Origin of the sequence: Pikeienuella sp. (assembly GCF_046290545.1) — a bacterium.
Lineage (GTDB): Bacteria > Pseudomonadota > Alphaproteobacteria > Rhodobacterales > Rhodobacteraceae > Pikeienuella.
Genome location: NZ_JBKAGV010000006.1, coordinates 200,955 through 223,157, shown reverse-complemented (window position 1 = coordinate 223,157; position 22,203 = coordinate 200,955). Strand labels below are relative to the sequence as shown.

General features: G+C 68.6%; 23 protein-coding genes and 1 tRNA gene. 8 read left to right on the top strand and 16 right to left on the bottom strand.

Annotated features, from left to right (window positions below):
• Window positions 1-290 precede the first annotated feature (290 nt).
• Entirely contained in the window at window positions 291-791 is a 501-nt protein-coding gene (locus tag ACE37J_RS04980) for a hypothetical protein (protein ID WP_409707943.1), read from the top strand.
• 436 nt (window positions 792-1,227) lie between these two features.
• Window positions 1,228-1,587 (top strand): hypothetical protein, encoded by a 360-nt coding sequence (locus ACE37J_RS04975; RefSeq protein ID WP_409707940.1) that lies wholly within the window; start codon window positions 1,228-1,230, stop codon window positions 1,585-1,587.
• Between the two features lie 155 nt (window positions 1,588-1,742).
• Here ACE37J_RS04975 and ACE37J_RS04970 read toward each other — a convergent pair whose 3' ends face one another.
• The 11 genes from ACE37J_RS04970 to ACE37J_RS04920 all read right to left on the bottom strand — a co-directional run bounded on the left by ACE37J_RS04970 (window position 1,743) and on the right by ACE37J_RS04920 (window position 11,322).
• Window positions 1,743-2,168 (bottom strand): hypothetical protein, encoded by a 426-nt coding sequence (locus ACE37J_RS04970; RefSeq protein ID WP_409707937.1) that lies wholly within the window; start codon window positions 2,166-2,168, stop codon window positions 1,743-1,745.
• A 335-nt stretch (window positions 2,169-2,503) separates the two neighbouring features.
• A complete protein-coding gene (locus ACE37J_RS04965; protein ID WP_409707934.1) occupies window positions 2,504-2,776 on the bottom strand; it encodes a helix-turn-helix transcriptional regulator in 273 nt (90 codons plus the stop codon).
• A gap of 78 nt (window positions 2,777-2,854) precedes the next feature.
• On the bottom strand, window positions 2,855-3,607 hold the full coding sequence (locus ACE37J_RS04960; protein WP_409707931.1) for a hypothetical protein: 753 nt from the start codon (window positions 3,605-3,607) through the stop codon (window positions 2,855-2,857).
• Window positions 3,607-4,851 (bottom strand): tyrosine-type recombinase/integrase, encoded by a 1,245-nt coding sequence (locus tag ACE37J_RS04955; protein WP_409707928.1) that lies wholly within the window; start codon window positions 4,849-4,851, stop codon window positions 3,607-3,609. The genes ACE37J_RS04960 and ACE37J_RS04955 overlap by 1 nt, the downstream gene beginning before the upstream one ends.
• Before the next feature lie 150 nt (window positions 4,852-5,001).
• Window positions 5,002-5,087: transfer RNA gene (locus tag ACE37J_RS04950), tRNA-Tyr, on the bottom strand.
• Between the two features lie 72 nt (window positions 5,088-5,159).
• The gene (locus tag ACE37J_RS04945; RefSeq protein ID WP_409707925.1) at window positions 5,160-6,041 is read right to left on the bottom strand and encodes a DMT family transporter; all 882 of its coding nucleotides are present in this window, start codon (window positions 6,039-6,041) and stop codon (window positions 5,160-5,162) included.
• Window positions 6,038-7,000, bottom strand: a complete 963-nt coding sequence (denD, locus tag ACE37J_RS04940) for a D-erythronate dehydrogenase (protein WP_409707922.1) — start codon at window positions 6,998-7,000, stop codon at window positions 6,038-6,040. Before denD ends, ACE37J_RS04945 begins: the two co-directional genes overlap by 4 nt.
• A gap of 108 nt (window positions 7,001-7,108) precedes the next feature.
• A complete protein-coding gene (locus tag ACE37J_RS04935) occupies window positions 7,109-7,849 on the bottom strand; it encodes an SDR family NAD(P)-dependent oxidoreductase (protein WP_409708013.1) in 741 nt (246 codons plus the stop codon).
• The gene (locus tag ACE37J_RS04930; protein ID WP_409707919.1) at window positions 7,846-8,568 is read right to left on the bottom strand and encodes an SDR family oxidoreductase; all 723 of its coding nucleotides are present in this window, start codon (window positions 8,566-8,568) and stop codon (window positions 7,846-7,848) included. The genes ACE37J_RS04935 and ACE37J_RS04930 overlap by 4 nt, the downstream gene beginning before the upstream one ends.
• A gap of 91 nt (window positions 8,569-8,659) precedes the next feature.
• Entirely contained in the window at window positions 8,660-9,022 is a 363-nt protein-coding gene (locus tag ACE37J_RS04925; RefSeq protein ID WP_409707916.1) for a DUF4440 domain-containing protein, read from the bottom strand.
• Window positions 9,019-11,322 carry a xanthine dehydrogenase family protein molybdopterin-binding subunit gene (locus ACE37J_RS04920; RefSeq protein ID WP_409707913.1) on the bottom strand — a complete coding sequence of 768 codons (2,304 nt, stop codon included), beginning with the start codon at window positions 11,320-11,322 and terminating at the stop codon, window positions 9,019-9,021. The genes ACE37J_RS04925 and ACE37J_RS04920 overlap by 4 nt, the downstream gene beginning before the upstream one ends.
• 229 nt (window positions 11,323-11,551) lie before the next feature.
• Here ACE37J_RS04920 and ACE37J_RS04915 point away from each other — a divergent pair, with 229 nt between their 5' ends.
• A complete protein-coding gene (locus ACE37J_RS04915; protein ID WP_409707910.1) occupies window positions 11,552-11,752 on the top strand; it encodes a DUF1127 domain-containing protein in 201 nt (66 codons plus the stop codon).
• A gap of 249 nt (window positions 11,753-12,001) precedes the next feature.
• On the opposite strand, the gene ACE37J_RS04910 is transcribed toward ACE37J_RS04915, so the two are convergent.
• Window positions 12,002-14,377 carry an ATP-dependent helicase gene (locus ACE37J_RS04910; RefSeq protein WP_409707907.1) on the bottom strand — a complete coding sequence of 792 codons (2,376 nt, stop codon included), beginning with the start codon at window positions 14,375-14,377 and terminating at the stop codon, window positions 12,002-12,004.
• Window positions 14,378-14,501: 124 nt separating this feature from the next.
• Between ACE37J_RS04910 and msrA the strand changes: the two genes are divergently transcribed.
• A complete protein-coding gene (gene msrA / locus ACE37J_RS04905; RefSeq protein WP_409707904.1) occupies window positions 14,502-15,146 on the top strand; it encodes a peptide-methionine (S)-S-oxide reductase MsrA in 645 nt (214 codons plus the stop codon).
• Window positions 15,147-15,179: 33 nt separating this feature from the next.
• Here the strand turns inward: msrA and ACE37J_RS04900 are convergent, their stop codons facing one another.
• Window positions 15,180-17,111, bottom strand: a complete 1,932-nt coding sequence (locus tag ACE37J_RS04900) for a pilus assembly protein TadG-related protein (protein WP_409707900.1) — start codon at window positions 17,109-17,111, stop codon at window positions 15,180-15,182.
• A 199-nt stretch (window positions 17,112-17,310) separates the two neighbouring features.
• Between ACE37J_RS04900 and ACE37J_RS04895 the strand changes: the two genes are divergently transcribed.
• Window positions 17,311-18,177 (top strand): 50S ribosomal protein L11 methyltransferase, encoded by an 867-nt coding sequence (locus ACE37J_RS04895; protein WP_409707897.1) that lies wholly within the window; start codon window positions 17,311-17,313, stop codon window positions 18,175-18,177.
• Window positions 18,178-18,227: 50 nt separating this feature from the next.
• Here ACE37J_RS04895 and ACE37J_RS04890 read toward each other — a convergent pair whose 3' ends face one another.
• Window positions 18,228-18,452, bottom strand: a complete 225-nt coding sequence (locus ACE37J_RS04890) for a DUF1127 domain-containing protein (RefSeq protein WP_409707894.1) — start codon at window positions 18,450-18,452, stop codon at window positions 18,228-18,230.
• A 230-nt stretch (window positions 18,453-18,682) separates the two neighbouring features.
• Here ACE37J_RS04890 and ruvC point away from each other — a divergent pair, with 230 nt between their 5' ends.
• From ruvC to ruvB, 3 genes are read left to right on the top strand one after another with little or no spacing between them, the layout of a single operon-like run.
• Window positions 18,683-19,183 (top strand): crossover junction endodeoxyribonuclease RuvC, encoded by a 501-nt coding sequence (gene ruvC, locus ACE37J_RS04885; RefSeq protein WP_409707891.1) that lies wholly within the window; start codon window positions 18,683-18,685, stop codon window positions 19,181-19,183.
• The gene (ruvA, locus tag ACE37J_RS04880; protein WP_409707888.1) at window positions 19,180-19,782 is read left to right on the top strand and encodes a Holliday junction branch migration protein RuvA; all 603 of its coding nucleotides are present in this window, start codon (window positions 19,180-19,182) and stop codon (window positions 19,780-19,782) included. Before ruvC ends, ruvA begins: the two co-directional genes overlap by 4 nt.
• 19 nt (window positions 19,783-19,801) lie before the next feature.
• Window positions 19,802-20,836 carry a Holliday junction branch migration DNA helicase RuvB gene (gene ruvB / locus ACE37J_RS04875; protein WP_409707885.1) on the top strand — a complete coding sequence of 345 codons (1,035 nt, stop codon included), beginning with the start codon at window positions 19,802-19,804 and terminating at the stop codon, window positions 20,834-20,836.
• A 42-nt stretch (window positions 20,837-20,878) separates the two neighbouring features.
• On the opposite strand, the gene ACE37J_RS04870 is transcribed toward ruvB, so the two are convergent.
• Together ACE37J_RS04870 and hemF are read right to left on the bottom strand one after the other, a co-directional pair.
• Complete coding sequence (locus ACE37J_RS04870; RefSeq protein WP_409707882.1) at window positions 20,879-21,244, bottom strand: Rieske (2Fe-2S) protein; 366 nt, start codon at window positions 21,242-21,244, stop codon at window positions 20,879-20,881.
• Window positions 21,235-22,116 (bottom strand): oxygen-dependent coproporphyrinogen oxidase, encoded by an 882-nt coding sequence (hemF, locus tag ACE37J_RS04865; RefSeq protein WP_409708009.1) that lies wholly within the window; start codon window positions 22,114-22,116, stop codon window positions 21,235-21,237. Before hemF ends, ACE37J_RS04870 begins: the two co-directional genes overlap by 10 nt.
• Between the last annotated feature and the right edge of the window lie 87 nt (window positions 22,117-22,203).

Here is a 22,203-nt window from a genome sequence, read left to right as displayed (position 1 = left end):
TGCTGGCGGTGATGGTCGCGCTGAGGCGACAGAACGGCATCCCGATGTCCGCCATCCCGGTTTTTGCCGCCATAGCGGTATGGTCCGACTCACCCTGTTGCGTGCAAGCCTAAGGACTTCACGTGCAGCAATATCCAGATCACAGTGGCGCGCCTGCAGTCCGCCAGTCAATTTTGCGTCGTTCTTTCGACCATTAAAGCCGCAGAACGAGGCGCAACTGGGGATTCACCTACCGTTGCAACAGGAGTATTCTGACGAGGCGTTGATTTCGCGACGCCGCTCTTGAACCGATGCTCGAGGACGACATGAGCCATCCAATATCCATCAGAAAGAGGCCCACGCCCGGCCGTCCTTCGACTTTCTCCGAGGCCGTCGCCGACCTCATCCTTGGCCGCCTTATGGAAGGCGAAAGCCTCCGCTCGATCTGTGCCGATCCTGACATGCCGGGTCGCACAACCGTTCTGAGGTGGCAGGCAGAGAATGCGAGTTTCGGGGCCAGGTGCGCGCGCGCGAGGGAAGTTCAGGCCGACGCGATCTTCGACGAGATGCAGGACATCGCAGATTCGGCCACGCCCGAGACGGTGCAGGTCGCCAAGCTCCGTATATCGACGATGCAGTGGCGCGCTGCGAAGCTCGCCCCGAAGCGCTATGGGGACAAGCTGGACATCAACGCACACCACGATGTGCAGCATGCCAGCACCGAGGAGCTCATCGCCGAACTCGCCACCCTCCTCGATATCTCGCCCGTCGAGGCGACGCGGATGGTGGGGCTTCCGGCCTCGGAGGCTTGAACGGTTCGGAGCTGCTGATGGCGGTGGAGCGAGTTGCAGCGGCGCCGCTTGGCGAATGGACGATGCAAGCCGAGCCTTCGGCAGTGCGCGCGTGAAGCGCTGGCCCGAGACGGCTGCGCTAGCTGATGGCTACGCCGCCTCGGGCCAGCTTACGTCGCGCTCCTGTGCATGCGACAGTGCCTTGTGGCTGAGTGCGGATTGGCCATCTGCCTTGGCGTTTCGGCACCCCCTCCGGGTAGATATAGTAGACACCCCCAGATCAGGGGGTAGGGCGCGATCTTTGAACCCCATGACATGGGCGTCACCGCTTTAAGGAAGGATTGTTGAAACCCGCAGTTCTGGGGGTGGCGGCGCCCTCGGATCAGGGGGTTTGCTTCGATTTTTGGGGACGGAGAGCAACGACCTTGCCCGCGTCCCGTGACCGGACTCGAGCTTCATGCTCGTTCTTTACGCGCTCAAGCTCGCGACGGACGTCATCGGCGCTTCGGCCCTTCCATTCGTGAGTGGGGCCCATCCTTTCCCCGTCGGGCCTCCATGCGCCCAACCATGTGAGACGGTAAAGCAAAGGCTGGTTTCGACCGTCAGCGATACGCCCACGCCGTTGCACCGAAACAAGCCCCGCCGCTTCCGCCTCGCGGATCGCTTTGGCGACGAGGTTCTTAGTTACGCCAGACTCTTCAAACTGCTGGTAACTGACAACGAGTTCGCCGTTCGCTGTTCCACCGTGGGCGGCATGCTCAAGGAGCAGCCGGTCGACGACCCGTCGCGCATTGACGCTGAGAACACGGAACGCTGACGACGCGAGCAAGTCGACAGGCAGCCAGACGAACTGATTGACGCCGCAATCTGCCGGCCGCGAGACGGGATTGCCCTTCCGGGCTCTTGCGCCGTCTCGCCCGGTCGCATTGGGTTTTCGAACGGCGCGGCGTTTTTCAGGTATGCCGTTCTCTTTCACGGCAGTGAGCCTAGGCGAAACTCCGGGTTTATGCCCCGTTCGTCCTCCGACTGGCCCTCCCCCCCCATCCGCGTCGCCTCGTACGTCTCCTCACGATGCGCCTTGCGCCGGAGCCGCAGCAAAGCAGATGCTGCCCGAGTCTCGCGCCTCGCTCCGAGCTTCGCCGGCACGCGGAGTGGGATCGGCTCAATGCAGTCGGAAGTCGCCCCCTCATGCCGCATGGTGACGAGCGTCTCGGGATCGGCTCCGCCGCGAAAGAGGGCAAGCGCCCCGTCCGCCAGCGGCCATTCGGTGGAGGCGGCGAGGAGATCGCCCGTCTCATCGAATGCGTCCCAGCGCAGCCGAAGCCCGGAACGCTCGGGCCGCTCGGCGTGCGAAGGCCAGGCGACGCGGTGGGCGATGATGCGAAGCGGAGCGCTCATCTCACGCCCCCGCGCCGCGCCGCGACGACGCGCTCATAGTCGGACGGCGCGCGAGCGACGCCGCCTTCGATGACCATGAGAGAGGCGAGCGGCGGCTTCGGTTTGATGTGTTCGTTGCTCTGCCGCGCCGGATCGGGCGCGACGGGCTCTTGCTGAGTGTGGCGAAGGGGCCTAGTTTCATGAGCGTCAACTGATGAAACTTGACGACCCTCCGCCTCGCCGGTCAGACCCGGCGGGGCGGTTTTCGTTTTCGCCACAGCCTCACCGCCTTTCCGAAATGGCGGTCGAGAAGGGGAGGCTCGCTTCGGTGTCCGTGATGTGATCGCGCGCGGCCATTACTCGGCCCCCTCGATCAGCGCCTCGATCTCGGCGCGGCGCCAGACGGTGCGGCCGACGATCTTGATCGGCTTGGGAAGATCGCCGGAATGAACCTTCCGCCAAACCGTCGCAACGTGGCAGCCGAGATAGGCGGCGACCTCATCGGCGTTCCAGGTGACAGCGGTTTCGAGGTTCTTGAGAATGCGCTCGCGCTTGCGCTTGCCACCCACAGACAGCGACTTGTCGCTGCGGCTCCAGCTTCTCTGAGTCGTTTTCTCAGCGCCCGACATATAGACCTCCGCATCGGTGAGACATTCGATGCGGCGGGGATATGCGAGGTGCGTTTGACGGCGCGACGCTGCGCACCATTACGGACTGCGAGGGGCTCCGATAGTCCGTGTTGCCACTCCGAAGAGTTCTGCGCATGCATCACAGGCTCGCCCCACCTGCCGTGCATTCGGGCGCGGTAGTTCCAATAGTTCATGAATCTCGGCAACCGCTCGCGAGAACGGATTGGACGGCTGAACCCCATGGAAGGCAGCGGCAGGAAGCTCGCCGGTCGCCTTGCGAAACCATATTGCCATTCGACGAACTACCTGCTCAGCTTGAAGATCAGCAGGATAAGCTCCTCCATCTGGCCTCTTTGGGACAAAAGCGGAAATCTCTAACTCTAATTGCTCAACTTTATTTGCTACAGCCAAAGCCATTATCGCATTTGATAGATCAAGAGTATCTCTAATTCCCAGTGTGGTTACAATGCCGAGAAGCGGTTGTCGCTCTGATTTTAAGAATTGTGGCCCCTCCAAAAGCTTTATGGTGTCGTCTAAAGAGGCTATATCTTCATTAGAAAGCTCCTTCATCCAAGATCTTAGAGAGAGAGCGGCACTCAGGATTGCCTCATGTATCTTTAAAGAATTATTGTATTCTTTTTTAGTTTTACGTGAAGGAAGAAATTGAAGATTGGGTGCAACGGCCGGGCCGAATCCTCCGGCAGCGCCAAAATGGCTCACGTCGTCCGTCCAAGGGCGCACTTCCCTGCCGATAAGCCTGGAAAGAACATTACAGACTGCCTGATCGCGCTCCGGTCCGGGTGGCAGTTTCTTTTTACGATCCATAGCCATCACATTCCACCTGCGCGGAGTGCTACGACTTCTCCAGTCGCGCCCGTCACGAAGCGCGCCCAGTGGTCCATCAGCGGCGTCCTCTCCTTGAGAAGATCACCCCTCCGATAGGCCCGCTCCACCTTGTCCTCGACCTTGTGCGCCAGCGCGGCTTCCGAGACCGCACGGCGGGCGCGCGCGCGTTCTTCGCACCAGTCGCGGAAGGTGCTCCGGAAGCCGTGGACGGTCACGCCCACATCCAGCCGCTTCAGCACTGCGGCGAGCGTCATGTCAGAGACAAGGGTTCCCATTCGGCTCGGGAAGACCAATCCGCCACCGCGGACATTCGCCAGCGGCTTCACCCGCTCGATCTCGGTCAGCGCGGCGGCGGAGAGGGGAACGCGGTGGTCTTCGCCCGCCTTCATCCGCTCGCCGGGGATGGACCAGACCTTCGCCTCCTCGTCGATCTCGTCCCATGTCGCGCCGCGGACCTCGCCGGAGCGGGCGGCGGTGAGGATCGCGAAGCGGAGCGCAGCGGCGCCCATGCCCTCGACAGCGAGAAGGCGCGGCCAGAGCGCGGGTAGTTCGTCATAAGGAAGCGCCGCGAAGTGCTTCACCTTGTCCCGCTGCTTGGCGAGGCCAGCCCCGGGCTTCACACGATCCACCGGGTTCTCGCCGCTCCGATGGCCGGCGGCGCGGGCCCATTCGAGCACTTGCGCCATGCGCCGGCGGATGCGGCGCGCCGTCTCCGGCGTCTCGTGCCAGATCGGGGAGAGCACCTTGAGCACGTCCGCCTCGCCGATCAGGTTCACGGGCGTCTTGCCCATGGTCGGGAAGGCGGCGCGCTCCAGCGAGCGGAGCCATTCGCCCACATGCCGCCCTGGCTTGGCGACGGGCTCGACCTGCTCGCGAAAGACGGTCTTCGCCGCCTCCTCAAAGGTCGGCGCGTCGCGCTTCGCAGAGTCTCGCGCCGCTTTCGGGTCTCCGCCGGCTCGTGCGATGGCGCGGAGGCGCCGCGCCTCGGCCCGCGCGTCGGCGAGCGAGACATAGGCCGCGCCGCCGAGCCCGAGGTCGATCCGCCGGTTTCCGGCGACGATCCTGAGCAGCCAGCGCCGCGCGCCGGTGGAATCGACGACGAGATAAAGGCCGTTTCCGTCCGCATGGCGGCCTGGTTTCGCGTTCGCGACCGCTTTCGCCGTGAGGCGGTCAACCGGATGGCGGCCCTTGGACTTGCCGCGTTTTTGTGGGGCAGGCGCGTCGGTCATCGGAGGCCCTTCCGGGAAACCCACATTCCAACCCACATATCATCTGCGCTTCCCCGCGTCCAGATGCGACACAGGGCGACGCTGTTTCGGCGCAAAACGAAGCATTCCTTGCGGTTCAGCGATGTCTGGCGATGGGGTGCAAGGGGCGGGTGGTGGAGGGGGCTGGATTCGAACCAGCGTAGGGTTGCCCCGACGGATTTACAGTCCGTTGCATTTGACCGCTCTGCCACCCCTCCGAGGGCCGCGGCGAGGTGCGTAGCGCCCGGGCGGGGAAATGGCAAGAGCGGGGGGGCGGTTTTCGCGGGGGTTCAGCCGCCCGACAGGCGCCGCTCGCGGAGCCAGACATAGAGGCCCGAGGCGATGATGATCCCGGCGCCCGCCACCGTCCAGAAATCCGGCGGCTGGGCGAAGATCAGCCAGCTCGAAAGCGAGATCCAGACGATATGCGTGTAGGTGAGCGGCGCCAGCGTCGCCGCGCCGGCGAAGCGGTGGGCGAGGGTGAAGATCTGGTGCCCGAGCCAGCCGAAGACGCCGATGAGGAGGAAGGCCGCCCAGCTCCAGCCCCCTTCCGGCCAGGTCCAGTCCCCGAGCGCGAAGGGCGCGAGGATGACGACGGGGATGAGCGCGGCGTAGAACTGCATCGTGTCCGGCCCCTCCACGCCCGCGAGGCGGCGCGTGATGAGGGTGTAGACCGCGCTCGCCGTCGGCGGGATCAGGCTCACCAGCATCGCCCAGTGGAAGGCCGCGCCCCAGGGCCGGGTGATGACGAGGACGCCGAAAAGGCCGACCACGACGGCCGCCCAGCGCCGCGGCCCCACCCGCTCCTTCAGGAAGAGCGCCGCCATCGCCGTGATGATGAGCGGCGAGATGAAGAAGATCGAGGTCGTCACCGTCATCGGCAGATACTGGAGGGCGGTGAAGTTGGCGAAGGTCGCCGTCACCAGCATCGTCCCGCGGATCAGCGTCAGCCCGGGCTTCCGCATCCTGAGGAGCCCCCATCCCTCCGACCGCGCGGCGACGAGGCAGACCATGAGGAGATGCCCGAGATAGCGGACGAAGACGACGACGGCGACGGGCATCGCCGCCTCGATCAGCCATTTGGCCGAGGTGTCGATGCAGGTGAAGGCGATGTAGGTCGAGAGCGCGAGGCCGACCGCGAGGCCCGGCCGGTCCTCCCGCCCCCGGATCATTTCCTGATGTCGTCCTCGAGGAACCAGCGGATATTGTCCTCGAAGGTCGCATCCTGCCGGAAGCCGAGCCGGAGCGCCTTGGCCGGGTTGATATGCGCCCGCCAGCCCGCGCAGATCTTCTGCACGAAGGGGTCCGGCTTCCAGGTGATGCGCCCGGCGGCGTTGGAGCCGGCGACGCGGGTCATCGCGTCCACCATCTCCCGCACCGTGTTGGTCTGGCCCGGAATGGCGAGGCAGCGGTTCTGGCCCCACTCCTCTTCGGGGATCTCCGCGGCCCAGGCGATGTTGGCGACCACGTTGCGCGGCGCCGAGTTCCAGATCGGATACTCCTCGGAGACCGGGCAGTTCGCCTCCTCGCCCTGCAGCGGCTCGCGGAAGATCGAGGACATGAAGGAGGAGGCCGCGGCGTTCGGCTTGCCGGGGCGGACGGTGACGGTGGGGAGCCGGAGCCCCCGCCCGTCGATGAAGCCCTTGCGGCTGTAATCCGTGACCATCAGCTCGCCCGCCGCCTTCTGCGCGCCATAGGAGGTCTGCGGGTTGAGGATCGTCCAGTCCTCGATCATCTCCGGAATCTCGCCGCCATAGACGGCGATGGAAGAGGTGAAGACGAAGATCGGGCGGTTGCCGGCATGGCGCGCGGCTTCCAGCAGGTTGAGCGTGCCGTGGAGGTTCACGCGCATCCCGATGTCGAATTCCGCCTCGGCCTGCCCGGAAACCACGGCGGCGAGGTGGAAGATGCAATCCGGCTTCGCGGCGAAGGCGGCGTCCACCGCCGCCCGGTCCGCAATGTCGAGCGCGACGCCCTCGGTCGGGAAGGGGGCCTTCACCGGCTCGGGCGCGAAGAGATCGGCCTGCGTCAGCTTCGTGATGGCCTTGCCCCGGACCGTCCCCTGCGCCGCCAGAAGCCGCGCGAGCTTGACGCCGAGAAAGCCGCCGCCGCCCGTGATCAGAACATGCATGTGTGTCTCTCCCCGATTCCCCGGTCCCGGCCTTGAGCCGGGACCTCGATGTTGTTGGCGCTCCGCTCCGCGAGGCCCCGGCTCAAGGCCGGGGACATGCGGGCGGTCTCAATAGGTCGCGCGGCCGCCGGAAATGTCGAACACCCCGCCGGTCGTGAAGCTGTTCTCCGCGGAGGCGAGCCAGCAGACGAGCGAGGCGATCTCCTCCACCTTCACGAAGCGCCCGCGCGGGATCTTCGAGAGCATGAAGTCGATATGGCTCTGGGTCATCTGGTCGAAGATCGCCGTCTTCGCCGCCGCCGGGGTCACGCAGTTCACCGCGATGTCCTGCCCCGCCAGCTCCTTGCCGAGCGATTTCGTGAGCGCGATCACGCCCGCCTTGGAGGCGGAATAGGCGGAAGCGTTCGGGTTGCCCTCCTTCCCCGCGATGGAGGCGATGTTGACGATGCGGCCGTAGCCCGCCTTCGTCATGATCGGCGTCACCGCCTTGCAGCAATGGAAGACGCCGTTGAGGTTGATGTCGAGCACGCGGCGCCATTCCTCGACCGGGTATTCCGCGACGGTCGTGTTCATGCCGGCGATGCCGGCGTTGTTCACGAGGATGTCGATCCCGCCCATCTCCGCCTCGGTCCGCGCGGCGGCGGAGCGCACGGCGTCCCAGTCGGTCAGGTTCGGCGTGACGTAGCTCGCGCCCGTCTCGGCGCACATCGCCTCGGCCATCGAACGGTCGACGTCCCAGATGGTGACTTTCGCGCCCGCCTCGATGAAGCGCTCGGAAATGGCGCGGCCGATGCCCTGCGCCCCGCCGGTGACGACGGCCTTGCGGCCCTTGAGATCATAGGCGTTCACAGCGACCACCCCCCGTCGATCAGATGCGCCTGGCCGGTGACGAAGGCGCTTTCGTCCGAGGCGAGGTAGATGGCGAGCTTCGCGATCTCCTCCGGGCCGGAAAGGCGGCCCATCGGCTGCCGCGCGATGAAATCCTTCATCGCCTTCTCGTAATCGCCGGTGGCGCGAAGCCTTTCATGCAGGGACGGCGTGTCCACCGTGCCGGGGCAGATGATGTTGACGCGGACTCCTTGCGTGATGTGGTCCCGCGCGACGGCCTTGGAGAGCCCCTCGATCGCGGCCTTGGTGGCGCCGTAGATCGCGCGGTTCGGCGCGCCGACATGGACGCCCGCCGCCGAGCCGATGTTGACGATGGAGCCGCCGCCCCGCGCGATCATCCCCGGAATCGCCGCCTTCATCACCCGGAACTGCGAGCGGACGTTGAGGTTGAAGGCGAAGTCCCATTCCTCCTCGGTCGCATCCAGCACCGTGCCGGCATGGACGAAGCCGGCGGCGTTCAGCACCACGTCGGGCCGCGCCCGCTCCACGCCCGCCCGGATCGAGTCCGGGTCCAGCGCGTCGAGCGCGAAGACCTCGCCGCCGTTGAAGCCTTTCAGGAGATCGGCCTTCACATCGGTCGCGAAGACCTCCGCGCCCTCCGCCGCAAAGGCTTCGGCGCAGGCGCGCCCGATCCCCTGCCCCGCCGCCGTCACCAGCGCGCGCTTGCCCTTGAGCCGCATCCCGTCCCTCCCGTTTCCGTTTGGAGACTTGATAGCGGCCGTAACGGAAGGCGGAAAGGGGCGGGGATGATCTTCCGTCTCTTTTCCCCGGTCAGGCGGCGGGCGTGTCCTGGCTGAAAATGTTCAGCCAGCGGCCATCCCGCAGCGCCCAGAGCGAGGAGACGAACATTCGCTGATCGGCGCCGCCCGGCTTGGCATAGAGCGCCTCGTAGCTGAGGAGCGCCGCGCCTTCGCCGAGCGCAATCATGCGGGCGTCGCCGATTTCGTAGCGCGCAATGCTTGGCCCCGCCGAGAGTTGCGCGGCGTGGGCCGCGCGCCCGGCGAAGCCGTCGGGATAGACGCCGACGAAATCCTCGGAGAGAAGAGCGGCGTCCGCCGCCGCGTCGCCGCGGCGGAGCGCCTCCCAGACTTCGCGTTCGAGCGCGAGCAGCGCCTCCGGCGTCGGGCCGCTCACGCGGCCTTCGCCCCCTTCGCCGCCTCGAGCCAGCCCCAGACGCGGTCCGGCGTCATCGGCATGTCCACATGGGTCACGCCGAGGCTCTTCAGCGCGTCGAGCCCGGCATTCGTCACCGCCGCGAGCGCGCCGACCGTGCCCGCCTCGCCGCAGCCCTTCATGCCGATGGCGTTGGCGGTGGAGGGCGTGCCCTCATGCGCGAAGGCGATCATCGGCATGTCGTCCGCCCGCGGCATCGCGTAGTCCATGAAGGAGGTGAAGAGCGGCTGCCCGTCCTCGTCATAGGCGACCCGCTCGGTGATCGCCTGCCCGATCCCCTGGGCGACGCCGCCATGGACCTGCCCCTCGGCCAGCATCGGGTTCATCAGGATGCCGAAATCGTCCGTCACCGTATAGCGGACGACCTTCATCAGCCCCGTCTCCGGGTCCACCTCCACCTCCGCGATGTGGCAGCCGTTCGGATAGGAGCGGCCGGGGACGGTGTTGGAGCCCTTGTGGCTCAGAAGCTCCGTCTTGCCCTCGCGCCGCGCCTTCTCGGCCAGCGCCATCACGTCCACGCTCTTGTCCGTCCCCGCGATGCGGAAGGCGCCGTCCTCGAACACGATGTCCGCCGCCGCGGCCTCGAGCTCATCCTCCGCCAGCGGGCGGAAGGCCTCGATCATCTGGTCGGCGATGGCGTTGATCGCGCTGCCCTGCATGGTGACGGAGCGGGAGCCGCCGGTGCCGCCGCCCTTGGCGATGCGGTCCGTGTCCCCCTCGATCATCGTGATCTTCTCGAAGGGGATGCCGGCGCGGCTGTGCAGGAACTGGGCGAAGACCGTCTCGTGCCCCTGCCCGGTGGACTTGGTGCCGACATAGAGGTTGACGCCGCCATCCTCCGCGAACTCGATATGCGCGCCCTCGGTCTGGTCGCCGAGGATCGACTCCACATAATAGCAGGTGCCGAGGCCGAGCGCCTTGCCCTCAGCCTCCGCCGCCGCGCGGCGGGCCGGGAAGCCGGCGACATCCGCCGCCTTCAGCGCATGGGTCATCACCCGGTCGAAATCGCCCACGTCATAGGTCTCGCCGGAGGCGGTGACATAGGGGAACTGCCGGATGAAGTTGCGCCGCCGCAGCTCCGCCGCGTCCACCCCGATCTCCCGCGCCGCATGGTCCATGAGCCGCTCCAGCGCATAGATCTGCTCGGGCCGCCCGGCGCCGCGATAGGCGTCGATCGGCGTGGTGTTGGAGAAGACGCCCTTGCAGGCGAAATAGACGGTCTGGATGTCATAGGCGCCCGTCAGCACCTTCAGCGCCAGCTCGGAAGGGATGTATTGCGCATAGGTGGAGCAATAGGCGCCCATCCCCGCCACGCAGTCGAAGCGCAGGGCGGTCAGCTTCAGCTCCTTGTCGAAGCTGGCCTCGCAGGTCGTGTAATGGTCCCGCCCCATCACGTCGGAAAGCGCGCCCTCGGAGCGCTCCGCGACCCAGCGGATCGTGCGCCCCGTCTCCTTCGCGGCGAAGGCGACGGCCGGGTATTCCGGGTGGATGAAGCTCTTGGTGCCGAAGCCGCCGCCGACATCGGGGTGGCTCACATGCACGTTCTTCGGATCGAGCCCGAGGATGCCGGAAAGCTCCGCCCGCACGCCCCAGGGCCCCTGCCCGCCATAGGCGACGCGAAGGTCCGTCCCGTCCCACGAGGCCATGCAGCCGCGCGTCTCCATCGAATGGGCGACGACCTTGTTGTCCACGATCGTCAGCTTCACCTTGTGCGCGGCGGAGGCGAAGGCCTTCTGCACCGCCGCGTCGTCCCCCTTCGCCCAGTCGAAGGCGATGTTGCCGGGCGACTCGGGGTGGATTTCGGCGGCGCCGGGGAGGAGGGCGCGGTCGGTGTCCGCCACCACGGGCAGGTCGTCATATTCGACCTCGATCAGCTCCAGCGCGTCCCGCGCCTCGGCCAGCGTCTCCGCCGCGACGAAGGCCACCGCCTCGCCCACATGGCGCACGCGGCCCGAGGCGAGGCAGGGGCGCCGCCCGGCCGTGCCGTTGGAGCCGTCCTTGTTCTGCACCACGCCGAAGGCGAGCTCGTTCTTGATCGCCTTGTCGAGGTCCGCCCCGGTCCAGACGCCGATAACGCCCGGCGCGGCCCTAGCGGCCGAGACGTCGATCAAGGCGATTTCGGCATGGGCGACCGGGCTGCGGAGGAAGAGGCCGACAGCCGCGCCCTCCGCCTTGATGTCGGCCAGATAGCGGCCCGCGCCGGTGAGGAACCGCGCGTCTTCCTTGCGCCGGACCGGCTGGCTCACGCCGAACTTGCTCATGGGGCTCTCCTCTTCCGAATGGTCGCCGCAGACGATAGCGGCGGAAACGCGCGCCGCCAGCCCCCCGGCGCGGAATTTCCGCCGGGCCGCGCCCGGGCTGCGATTGTGACGAAACGCGCAGAGCCATGCGCGGCGCGCATGCCCGATTTGCTCGACTTCCCTCTTGCCTCTGTTGTTGCGGTGCACCATCTGCAGCAGCGTAGCAACAAAACGGAAGCAGGAGCCGATCATGGCTTACATGAGTGAAACCCACGCCGCCCGCGGCGACAGCGCGCTGGGCGGGTATGTTCCGACCCTTGTCGCGCGCTGGCGCGCCTGGCGGTCCTATCGCGCGACGGTCGCGGCGCTGTCCGCGCTCACCGACGCCGAGCTGGACGATATCGGCGTCACCCGCGGGGAAATCCGCGCCGTGGCGCGCCGCGCGCGCTGAGCGCAGGGACCGGACGGGACGGGGCGGGCCGGAAGGCCCGCCCTTTTCGTTTTCGGGGGCCATGCGTTAACCGCATGGCAAGATATCCGCGAATGGGGTGACGTTGACGTCAGCTTCCCCTGTTCATGCTGCAAGGCGGCATGGACGGAGCCAGCCATGACGACTCCCGGGCGCAACCCGCTCCCGCCCGCCGAACATCACGCCGCCGAAGCCGGCTCCGGGCTCCGGGGCCCCGCGCGCGCGCCTGAGTCAGAAAGGGATGTCCTCCGCCGCGGTGACGAAGCGGGCGACGACCTTCTTTTCCCCCGCCTTCTCGAAGGCGACGGTCAGCTTGTCGCCCTCGATCTCCGTCACGGCGCCATAGCCGAATTTCTGGTGGAACACCCGGTCGCCCAGCCCGTAGCCGGAGGCGGCCTCGGCGTCGATCACGAGGCCCTTCGCCTCGGCGGGCGCGCGGAGATGCCGCCGCCCCGCATTGGCCTGCATCCGCGCCCAGCCCGGCGAGTTGTAGGCCGAGGCCGCCGCCGCCCGCTCCTCCAGCACCGAGCCCCGCGCCATGCCCGCCGCGCCATAGCCGCCGCCATAGAGGCCCGGCGGCGTCAGCACCTCGACATGCGCCTTCGGCAATTCGTCCACGAAGCGGGAGGGCAGGGCGCTTTGCCACTGGTTGTAGACGCGCCGGTTGGCCGCGAAGCTGATCGTCAGGTGCCGCCGCGCCCGCGTCATGCCGACATAGGCGAGCCGCCGCTCCTCCTCCAGGCCGGCCTTCCCGCTCTCGTCCATCGAGCGCTGCGAGGGGAAGAGCCCGTCCTCCCAGCCGGGGAGGAACACGCAGTCGAATTCCAAGCCCTTCGAGGCATGATAGGTCATGATCGAGACCTTGGGCGCGGCATCCTCCTGCTCGTTCTCCATGACGAGCGAGACATGTTCGAGGAAGCCCTGGAGATTCTCGAACTCCTCCAGCGCCTTGACCAGCTCCTTGACGTTTTCGAGCCGCCCCGGCGCCTCGGCGGACTTGTCGTTCCGCCAATGGTCGAGATAGCCGAAATCCTCCAGCATCTGCATCGCGCCCTCGACATGGTCGAAGCCGGGCGCCCGGGCCCGCGCGATCCATGTGTCGAACATCGCGACGAGGGAGCGGAGCGCCGCCTCCGCCCCGCGCGGCAGCCCGCCCTCGACCGTGAGAATGCGCGCCGCTTCGAGAAGGCTCACGCCGTTTTCCCGCGCCACCGTGTTGATCGTCGCCTGCGCCTTGTCGCCGAGGCCGCGCTTCGGCGTGTTCACGATCCGCTCGAAGGCGAGCCCGTCATCCGGCGAGGTCACGACGCGGAAATAGGCCATCGCGTCCCGTATCTCCATGCGCTCGTAGAAGCGCGGGCCGCCGATGACGCGATAGGGCAGGCCGATGGAGAGGAAGCGGTCCTCGAAGGCGCGCATCTGGAAGGAGGCGCGGACCAGCACCGCCATCTCGTCGGGGGAGACCGGATCAGCCCCGCGTGAGCCCCTCTCCAGCCGCTCGATCTCCTCCCCGATCCAGCGCGCCTCCTCCTCCCCGTCCCAGAGGCCGGTGAGCCGCACCGCCTCGCCGCCCTCCTCCTCGGTCCAGAGCGTCTTGCCGAGCCGCTCCTCGTTCCCGGCGATGACGGCGGAGGCGGCGGCGAGGATGTGCGGGGTGGAGCGGTAGTTCTGCTCCAGCCGGATGACCTTCGCGCCGGGAAAATCCTTCTCGAATTTCAGGATGTTGCCGACCTCGGCGCCCCGCCAGCCATAGATCGACTGGTCGTCGTCCCCCACGCAGCAGAGGTTGCGGTGGCCCTGCGCCAGCAGCCGGAGCCAGAGATATTGCGCGATGTTGGTGTCCTGATACTCGTCCACGAGGATATAGCGGAACCGGCGCTGGTAGCGGGCCAGCACGTCCTCGTGCTCCTGGAAGATGCGGACGACATGCAGCAGCAGGTCCCCGAAATCGCAGGCGTTCAGGACCTTCAGGCGCTCCTGGTAGAGCGCGTAGAGCGCCGGGCCATGGCCGGCGAAGGCGCGCGCATCCGCCGCCGGCACGCGGTCCGGCGTCACTGCGCGGTTCTTCCAGCGGTCGATCACGGCGGCGAGCTGCCGTGCGGGGAAGCGCTTGTCGTCGATCCCCTCCGCCTGGATGAGCTGCTTCATCAGGCGGAGCTGGTCGTCCGTATCGAGGATCGTGAAGTTCGGCTTCAGCCCGACAAGCTCCGCATGGCGGCGGAGGAGCTTGACCGAGAGCGAATGGAACGTGCCGAGCCAGGGCATCCCCTCCACCGCCCCGCCGATCAGCGCGCCGACCCGCGCCTTCATCTCCCGCGCCGCCTTGTTGGTGAAGGTGACGGCGAGGATCTCGTTCGGCTGCGCGCGGCCCGTGGCGAGCAATTGCGCGATGCGGCAGGTGAGCGCCTTGGTCTTGCCCGTGCCCGCGCCGGCGAGCATCAGGACCGGCCCGTCCAGCATCTCCACCGCCGCGCGCTGCGGCGCGTTCAGCCCGTCGAGCCAGGCCGCGCCGGCGGGCCCGGGCGCGCGCGCCATGTCGGAGAGGCGCCGCCCCTCCCATGCGTCGAAAGCGTCCCCGAGATCGGGGTCGAAGGCCGGATCGCTCATGGGGCGCGAGTCTAGCCCGAAGCCGGCCTCAGGCAAAGCCCCTGTTCGCGGAATGTTCATTTCGAACGGGCTTTTCCCGCGGCCTCGCGGGATTACATTGGAGCGCAGCACAAGGAGCCTTCCGATGTTCAGTCTCTTTCGCAAGCCCGAACTCCCCGCGCCCGGCATGGCCCTTCGCGGCCGGACGGAGCCGATCGCGACGGCGGAGGCGCATTTCCTCAACGGCCGCCCGCTCCAGCCGATCCCCGGCCATCTCGAAAAGGCGATGTTCGGCATGGGCTGCTTCTGGGGCGTGGAGCGGATGTTCTGGTCGCTCCCCGGGGTCTGGGTCACCGCCGTCGGCTATGCCGGCGGCGAGACGCCGAACCCGACCTACCGGGAGGTCTGCACCGGCGCGACCGGGCATAACGAGGTCGTGCTCGTCGCCTTCGACCCGGCGCAGATCGGCTATGACCGGCTGCTCAGGACGTTCTGGGAAGGGCATGACCCGACGCAGGGGATGCGGCAGGGCAACGATGTCGGCACGCAGTATCGCTCCGGAATCTACGCCTTCTCGCCGGAGCAGCGCGCCGCCGCCGAAGCCAGCCGCGAGGTCTTCCAGAAGCGCCTGGCCGGGTCCGGGTTCGGGCGGATCACGACGGAGATCATCGACGCCCCCGCCTTCTACTATGCGGAGGATTACCACCAGCAGTATCTGGCCAAGAATCCCGGCGGCTATTGCGGCGTGGGGGGAACTGGCGTCTCCTGCCCGGTCGGCCTCACCGCCTGAGGCCTCACGCCGCCGCCGCCGCGTGGCGGCGGCTCAGCGGACGAGAACGGCGTAGACCGTCTCCGTCATCTCCGACTGGCCGATGAACTCGGAATAGATCGTCGAGCTGACGAGATCGCGGTTGAGGCAATTCTCCGAACCGTCGGCGCAGGCGGGGACCGGCGGCTGGAGCAGGAAGAGCTCGGCAAACCCGACGACCGGCGCCCGCGCCACGCCGTCATCGCCGACCTGCGCCGCACCGCAATTCACCACGGTCGCGTTCATCACCCGCCGCTCCAGGCTGCGGTCGATCGGGCTGAGCGGCGGATTGTAGGTGAAGTTGGAATAGGCCGGCTCGACATCGAGCGCATTCACCAGCCCGTCTTCGTTCACGTCGATCGGGTTCCCGTCCGCGTCATAGGCGCGCCGGGTCTGGATCTGCGCCACGAATTCGTCCGGCGCGCCGAGATGCGTGTCGAGCGAGCCGTCCTCCCCCGCCTCGGCGAGGGACTGGCCCGCAAGCACCGTGATCCCGGTGGGCAGGGTATAGGTGTCCCGGCTGTGCAGCCAGTCCTCCCGCTCCAGCAGATAGGCGTCGTAGAACGTTGTCGTCTCGAACGGCGGCAGCTCGAAATCCCGGAAGAAGCGGTTCGGGAAATAGGAGGTGTAGAAGTTCGCGACGTTGGAATAGGTCGTCGGCTGCGCGACGTAGTCGAAGATCTCCCCCGTCCCGTCGTCGAGGCAGTTGCTGGCGAGCCCGGAGCGGAAGCACGGGTTCAGGCGCAGGTTGTAGTCGTCATATTGCGCGATCTTCGGATGGTTCAGCCGGGACGAGGCGGGAATGCCGAACGCCGCGTTCGCGATCGCCGTCGGCTCGTCCCAGATGCGCCCCTTGAGGATGTCGAGGTCCGGCTGGAACAGGATCGATTCGTCCCGCAGCGGATGCGCCGTTCCCGGGTTGAAGAGCGAATTGCCGTCGGAATCGACAAGCTGGCTGTGCTCGCCCTCGGCGTCGAGGTCCCAGTCCAGCACGCCGGAGATGGGCTCGTCCCACATGTCGAAGGCGGTGCCGAGCGCGGTCGTCACCTCCTCGGGCGAGGCGGCGACGAAGGCGACGTCCTCGCCGATGCAGAACTCCTCTTCCCGCGCGGAGGCCATCATGCAGATCGCGAAAGCCGTCGCCGCCTCCTCCGCCGTCATCGCCGGGTCGGCGCCCGGCAGGGTGAGCGGATCGGAGCAGATCGCGCGCACGGCCGCCGGGCCGTTCAGCGCGAGCCGCCGCGCGAGGCTGTTCGGCCGGGTCAGCGCGCCGTCCAAATCCATCTGGCCGTCCGCGACATGGCGGAACTGGATGCCGACATTGGCCGGGTCGCGCGTCGCCTCCTCGAAGGAGCCGCCCTCCGTCCCCTCCCAGGGGTTGCAGACGACGAGGTTGGAAAGCGCGCCGCAGGCGAGCCGCTTCCGCGTCGCTGCCGCGACGGTCCGCACCACGTTGGTCTCCCGCACGGTGTCGGAGCCGGCCGAGTTGATGAGCCGCATCAGGGAGTTGCGAACGGATCGCTCCTCCGCGACGGCGACGACGAAGCGCGCGGAGGCGGAGGCGGCCGCGTCCTCCATCCCGGAGGAGCCGCCATTCGCGAAGGCGGTGTGCAGGAGGTCCGGCCCGCCGATATCCGCCGCGAGATTGTATTGCGCGCCGCTGTCATCCGAAAGGTCGGAGAGGAAGAAGAGATGCGAGATGCCGAACTCGGCGCCGTCGCCCTCGCTGAACGCCGCGGCCTTGGGCGCGAGGCCGCCCGCGAACACCGAATCAACGGCCCGCTCGATCGCGTCGCTCGCGCCGTCGAGCTCCGCCGCGGCGGCGAGCGCGGCCTGGTCCGTGAAGGCCTGCATGCGCGAATGTTCGGAATAGACGCGGCCGAAATCGATCACCACGCCGGACGTTCCGAAGAGAAGGACGGAAAAGACGACGACCTGCGTCGCCATCGACGCAGCTTCATTCTGAAGGAACTTCGTGCTCTTCCTCAGGATCACGCAACACCCCAACACGCAAGCCGCGCATGGCTTGCTATAGCAGCCTGCGCCGCACTATGGAAGCGTCGAGCGGGTGCGGCAAGTCTGCGCCCGCTCCATCATGCCGCAACAAGCCTGATGAGGCGTGAACGCGCGGCGGAAGGAAGAAGAGATGCCGATCTGGAGCGCGATCACGACCCTTCCGGGCGCAGCGGAAGCCGCCGCGCTGGGCGAGGCGCTGGAGGCGGCGGAGCCTGCGCCCTACGGCGTCGGCGTCATGGAGATCGAGGACGGGAGCGGCCTCTTCGAGGTCGCGGCCTGGTTCGATACGGCGCCGCCCGGCGCGGCCCTCGCCCTCGCCGCCGCGGCCTTCGGCGCGCGGCCCTTCGCCGTTTCCGAGATCGGGGAGAGGGACTGGGTTTCCGAGGTGCAGCGGGAGCTTGCGCCCGTCTCCGCCGGGCGCTTCCTCGTCCATGGCGCGCATGACCGGGCGCGCGCCGCCGGCCGCCGCCATGCGCTGGAGATCGAGGCGGCGATGGCCTTCGGCACCGGGCATCACGGCACGACGCGCGGCTGCCTCCTCGCCATCCATCATCTCGCGAAATCCGGCTTCCGCCCGCGCCGCGTCGCGGATATCGGCGCGGGGACGGGCGTGCTGGCGATGGCGGCGGCCTCGCTCTGGCGCGCGCCCGCCCTCGCCTCCGACATCGATCCGGTCGCGGCGGAGACGGCGCGGGCCAACGCGGCGGCGAACCGGCTCGGCCCCTGGATCCGGGCGCTGCGGGCGCCGGGCTTCGCGCATCCGGCGCTCCGCGCTTCGGCGCCCTATGACCTCGTGCTCGCGAACATCCTGGCGAACCCGCTGAAGCGCCTCGCGCCCGCCATGCGCCGCCACGTGGCGCCGGGCGGCGTCGTCGTGCTTTCCGGCATCCTCAACGGGCAGGCGGCGGGGGTGGAGGCGGTCTATCGCGCCTGGGGCTTCTCCCGCCGGCGCCTGACGCGGGACGGGGACTGGACGACGCTGACGCTCGACGCCTGAATCGAAACGGCCGCCCCCGGGGGGGCGGCCGCTCCGGTCCCTGGCGGGGATCAGCCCCGGCGGCGGGCGATCTCGGCGGCGAATTCGCCGAGGTCGCGGTCGCCCAGCCCGATGTCGCGGAGCTGGGCCGGGGAGAGCTTGACGAGCTCGCTGTGCGTCCGCTCCGCGACGATGCGGGCGCGGACGGCGCGGATGACACGCTCGCCGAACTGGACGGCGCGGAAGACGGAGATGGCCCCGAAGGGCGCGACGCGGGAGGTCTCGATGACGGCCATGACGGGCTCCTGATGCAGGGGCTGCAACGCCCCGGTGTTCGATGTCGCGCATCTAGGGGCCTTGAAATCGCTCCGCAAATGCGCAGCCGTCATGCCCGTCATGCGTGCGGATCATGGGTGTTTTGTGGCGCCGCACAACGCGCCGCGCATGTCGCTTTCAGCCTTTGCGCTGGCCGTTGTTCATGCTTCGTGCTAGGAGCCGTAAACGCGGCGTCAACAAGGTTTCTTCAATGCGCGTCATCGGAATCGACCCGGGCCTGCGCCGCATGGGCTGGGGGGTGATCGAGGCGGGCGCCGGGGGGCGCCTCCGGCATGTCGCCTCGGGCGCGGTGGCCACCGATTCGGGCGATCTCGCGCCGCGGCTGGCGCTCCTCGCCGCCGGGCTCCGCGCCGTCCTCGCCCGCCATGCGCCAGAGGTCGCGGCGGTGGAGAAGACCTTCGTGAACCGGGATCCGGCCGGCGCGCTGAAGCTCGGGCAGGCCCGCGGCGTCGCGCTCCTGATCCCGGCGGAGGCGGGGCTCGCCGTCCACGAATATGCGCCCAACGAGGTGAAGAAGACGGTCGTGGGCGTCGGCCATGCCGAGAAGGCGCAGATCCTCCACATGGTCCGCCTCCTCCTCCCCGGCGCCGACCCGGCGAGCGCGGACGCGGCGGATGCGCTGGCCGTCGCGATCTGCCATGCGCAGCATGCCGGCCCCGCGCTCCGCGCCGCATCGGAGGCTGCGCGATGATCGGCAAGGTCTCGGGGCGGGTGGACCATGTGGCGGAGGATCATGCGCTGATCGAGGCGGGGGGCGTCGGCTACGAGGTCCACGCCCCGCCGCGCGTCCTCGCCGGGCTCCGGCCGGGGATGGAGGCGGCGCTCTACACCGTCCACATCGTGCGGGAGGATGCGCAGCAGCTTTTCGGCTATCCGACGCGGGAGGAGAGGGACTGGCACCGCCTCCTCGCCTCCGTCCAGGGCGTCGGCGCGAAGGTGGCGCTCGGCATTCTCGGCGCGCTCGGGGCGGAGGGGGCGGCGCGGGCCGTCGCGCTCGGCGATGCGGCGGCGATGAAGGCCGCGCCCGGCGTCGGCCCGAAGCTCGCGCAGCGGATCGTGCTGGAGCTGAAGGGCAAGGCCCCCGCCGGCGCCGCGCCGCTCCCCCTTCCCCGCGCCGCCGCGCCGAAAGGGGAGCGGAGCGCGCGGGAGGATGCGCTCTCCGCCCTCGCCAATCTCGGCTACCAGCCCTCCGAAGCCTCCGCCGCCGTCCTCGCGGCGGAGGAGGCGGGGGCCGAGGGCGCGCCGGCGCTGATCCGCGCCGCGCTCAAGTCGCTTGCGCCGGGCCGGTGATGCGGGCGAGAGGGGGGAGATGACCGAGCCCGACCCCCTCCTCCGCCCCGACCCGCTGACGGAAGACGCGCCGGAGCGCGCGCTCCGCCCGCAGAGCCTCGCCGAATTCGTCGGCCAGCGGGCGGCGCGCGCCAATCTGGAGGTCTTCGCCCGCTCCGCCCGCCAGCGGGGGGAGGCGATGGACCATCTCCTCTTCTACGGCCCGCCCGGCCTCGGCAAGACGACGCTGGCGCAGATCATGGCGCGGGAGCTCGGCGTCGGCTTCCGCATGACCTCGGGGCCGGTCATCGCCCGGGCGGGGGACCTCGCGGCGATCCTCACCAATCTCGAAGCGCGGGACGTGCTCTTCATCGACGAGATTCACCGGCTCAACCCGGCGGTGGAGGAAGTGCTCTATCCCGCGATGGAGGATTTCGAGCTCGACCTCGTGATCGGGGAGGGGCCGGCGGCCCGCACCGTGCGGATCGAGCTTCAGCCCTTCACGCTGATCGGGGCGACGACGCGCCTCGGCCTCTTGACCACGCCGCTCCGGGACCGGTTCGGCATCCCCGTCCGGCTCGAATTCTATGACGAGGCGGAGCTGGTGCAGATCGTGGAGCGCGGCGCGCGCCTCCTGAAGGCGCCGGCGACGCCGGACGGCGCGCGGGAGATCGCGCGGCGGAGCCGCGGCACGCCCCGCGTCGCCGGCCGCCTCCTCCGCCGGGTGATCGACTTCGCGCTGATCGAGGGCGACGGGCGGGTGGACCGGGAGATTGCGGACATGGCGCTCACCCGCCTCGGGGTCGACGCGCTGGGGCTCGATTCGGCGGACCTCCGCTATCTCTCGATCATCGCGGAAAACTACAATGGCGGCCCGGTCGGGGTCGAAACCATCGCCGCGGCCATGGCGGAGACGCGGGACGCGGTGGAGGACGTGATCGAGCCCTTCCTCCTCCAGCAGGGCCTGATCCAGCGCACCCCGCGCGGCCGCATGGTGGCGGAAAAGGGCTGGCGCCATCTCGGCCTCGCCGCGCCCGGCGGCGCGGGGCGGGCGGGCGACCTTTTCGGGGAGTGAGCGGGCGGCGTCGCGTCGCGGCGACGCGCCGACCGGTCAGGCTCAGCCGATCCGCACCATCCCGTCCGCGCCCGTCGCAACCGGAACCGGATCGAGCGCGAGCCCCGCCCCCGGCCCCTCCACCCCCTCGCCCGTCTCCGCGAGAAAGCCCGCGCCGTGGCTCGTGCAGCGGAGCACCCGCCCGTCCGCCGAAAGGAGGCGCGAGCCCTTGTGGTCAAGCGGCAGGTATTGATGCGGGCAGGCGTTCACCCAGGCCCGGAGCGCGCCCCCCGCATTCACGAGGAGCAGCGGGAAGCCCCCGAGATTGAGGCAAAGCGTCCCCGCCTCCGGAACCTCCGAAAGCGGGCAGACGGGCGTTCCCGGCTCCGGCGCGTGGCGATAGCCCTTCCAGGCCTCGCTCAGGGCCATTTCGCTTCGGGCGGCAGGGACATCAGCACCGCCTCCGGGTTGTGCCCCGTCTCCAGCCCGAACTTCGTGCCCCGGTCATAGACGAGGTTGAACTCGGCGTAGCGCCCCCGCTTCACGAGCTGAACCTCCCGGTCCTCCGCCGTCCAGCTCTCGGTCCGCCGCTTTTCCGTGATCGGCAGGAAGGCGTCGAGGAAGGCGCGGCCGACATCCTGCGTATAGGCGAAATCCGCCTCCCAGTCTCCGGTGCAGAGATCGTCATAGAAGATGCCGCCGACGCCGCGGGGCTCGTTCCAGTGCCTGATCATGAAGTAATCGTCCGCCCAGGCCTTTTGCGCCGGGTAATAGGCCGCGTCGTGCCGGTCGCAGGCGGCCTTCAGCACGCCGTGGAAGAAGGCGGTGTCCTCCGCCACCTCCACCATCGGGTTGAGGTCCGTCCCCCCGCCGAACCACCAGGCGCCCGGCGTCCAGAACATCCGCGTGTTGAGGTGGATCGCCGGCGTCTTCGGGCTCCGCATATGGGCGACGAGGCTGACGCCGGACGCCCAGAAGCGCGGGTCCTCCGCCAGCCCCGGAATCTCCTTCCGCGCGGTGAGCGAGCGCTGCGCCAGCGCGCCGAGCTGGCCGTGGACGGTGGAGATGTTGACCCCCACCTTCTCGAAGACGCGCCCGCCGCGCATCACGCTCATGACGCCGCCGCCGCCCTCGCCGCCGCCCTCCGCCGCGCGGCGCGTCTCCTTCCGCTCGAAGCGGCCGGGGGGGAGACCGGCATGCGGCCCGGTTTCCTGCGTGTCCTCCAGCCGCTCGAAGGCGGCGCAGATCATGTCCCGCAATTCGGCGAACCAGGCGGAGGCGCGGGCCTTTTCGGCCTCCATGTCGCGGATGCGGCTTTCGGGCGCGTCGGTCACTCGCTCTCTCTCCCTGATGCTTTCCGGGGTTTATCGCCGCCCGGCGCCCGGCGC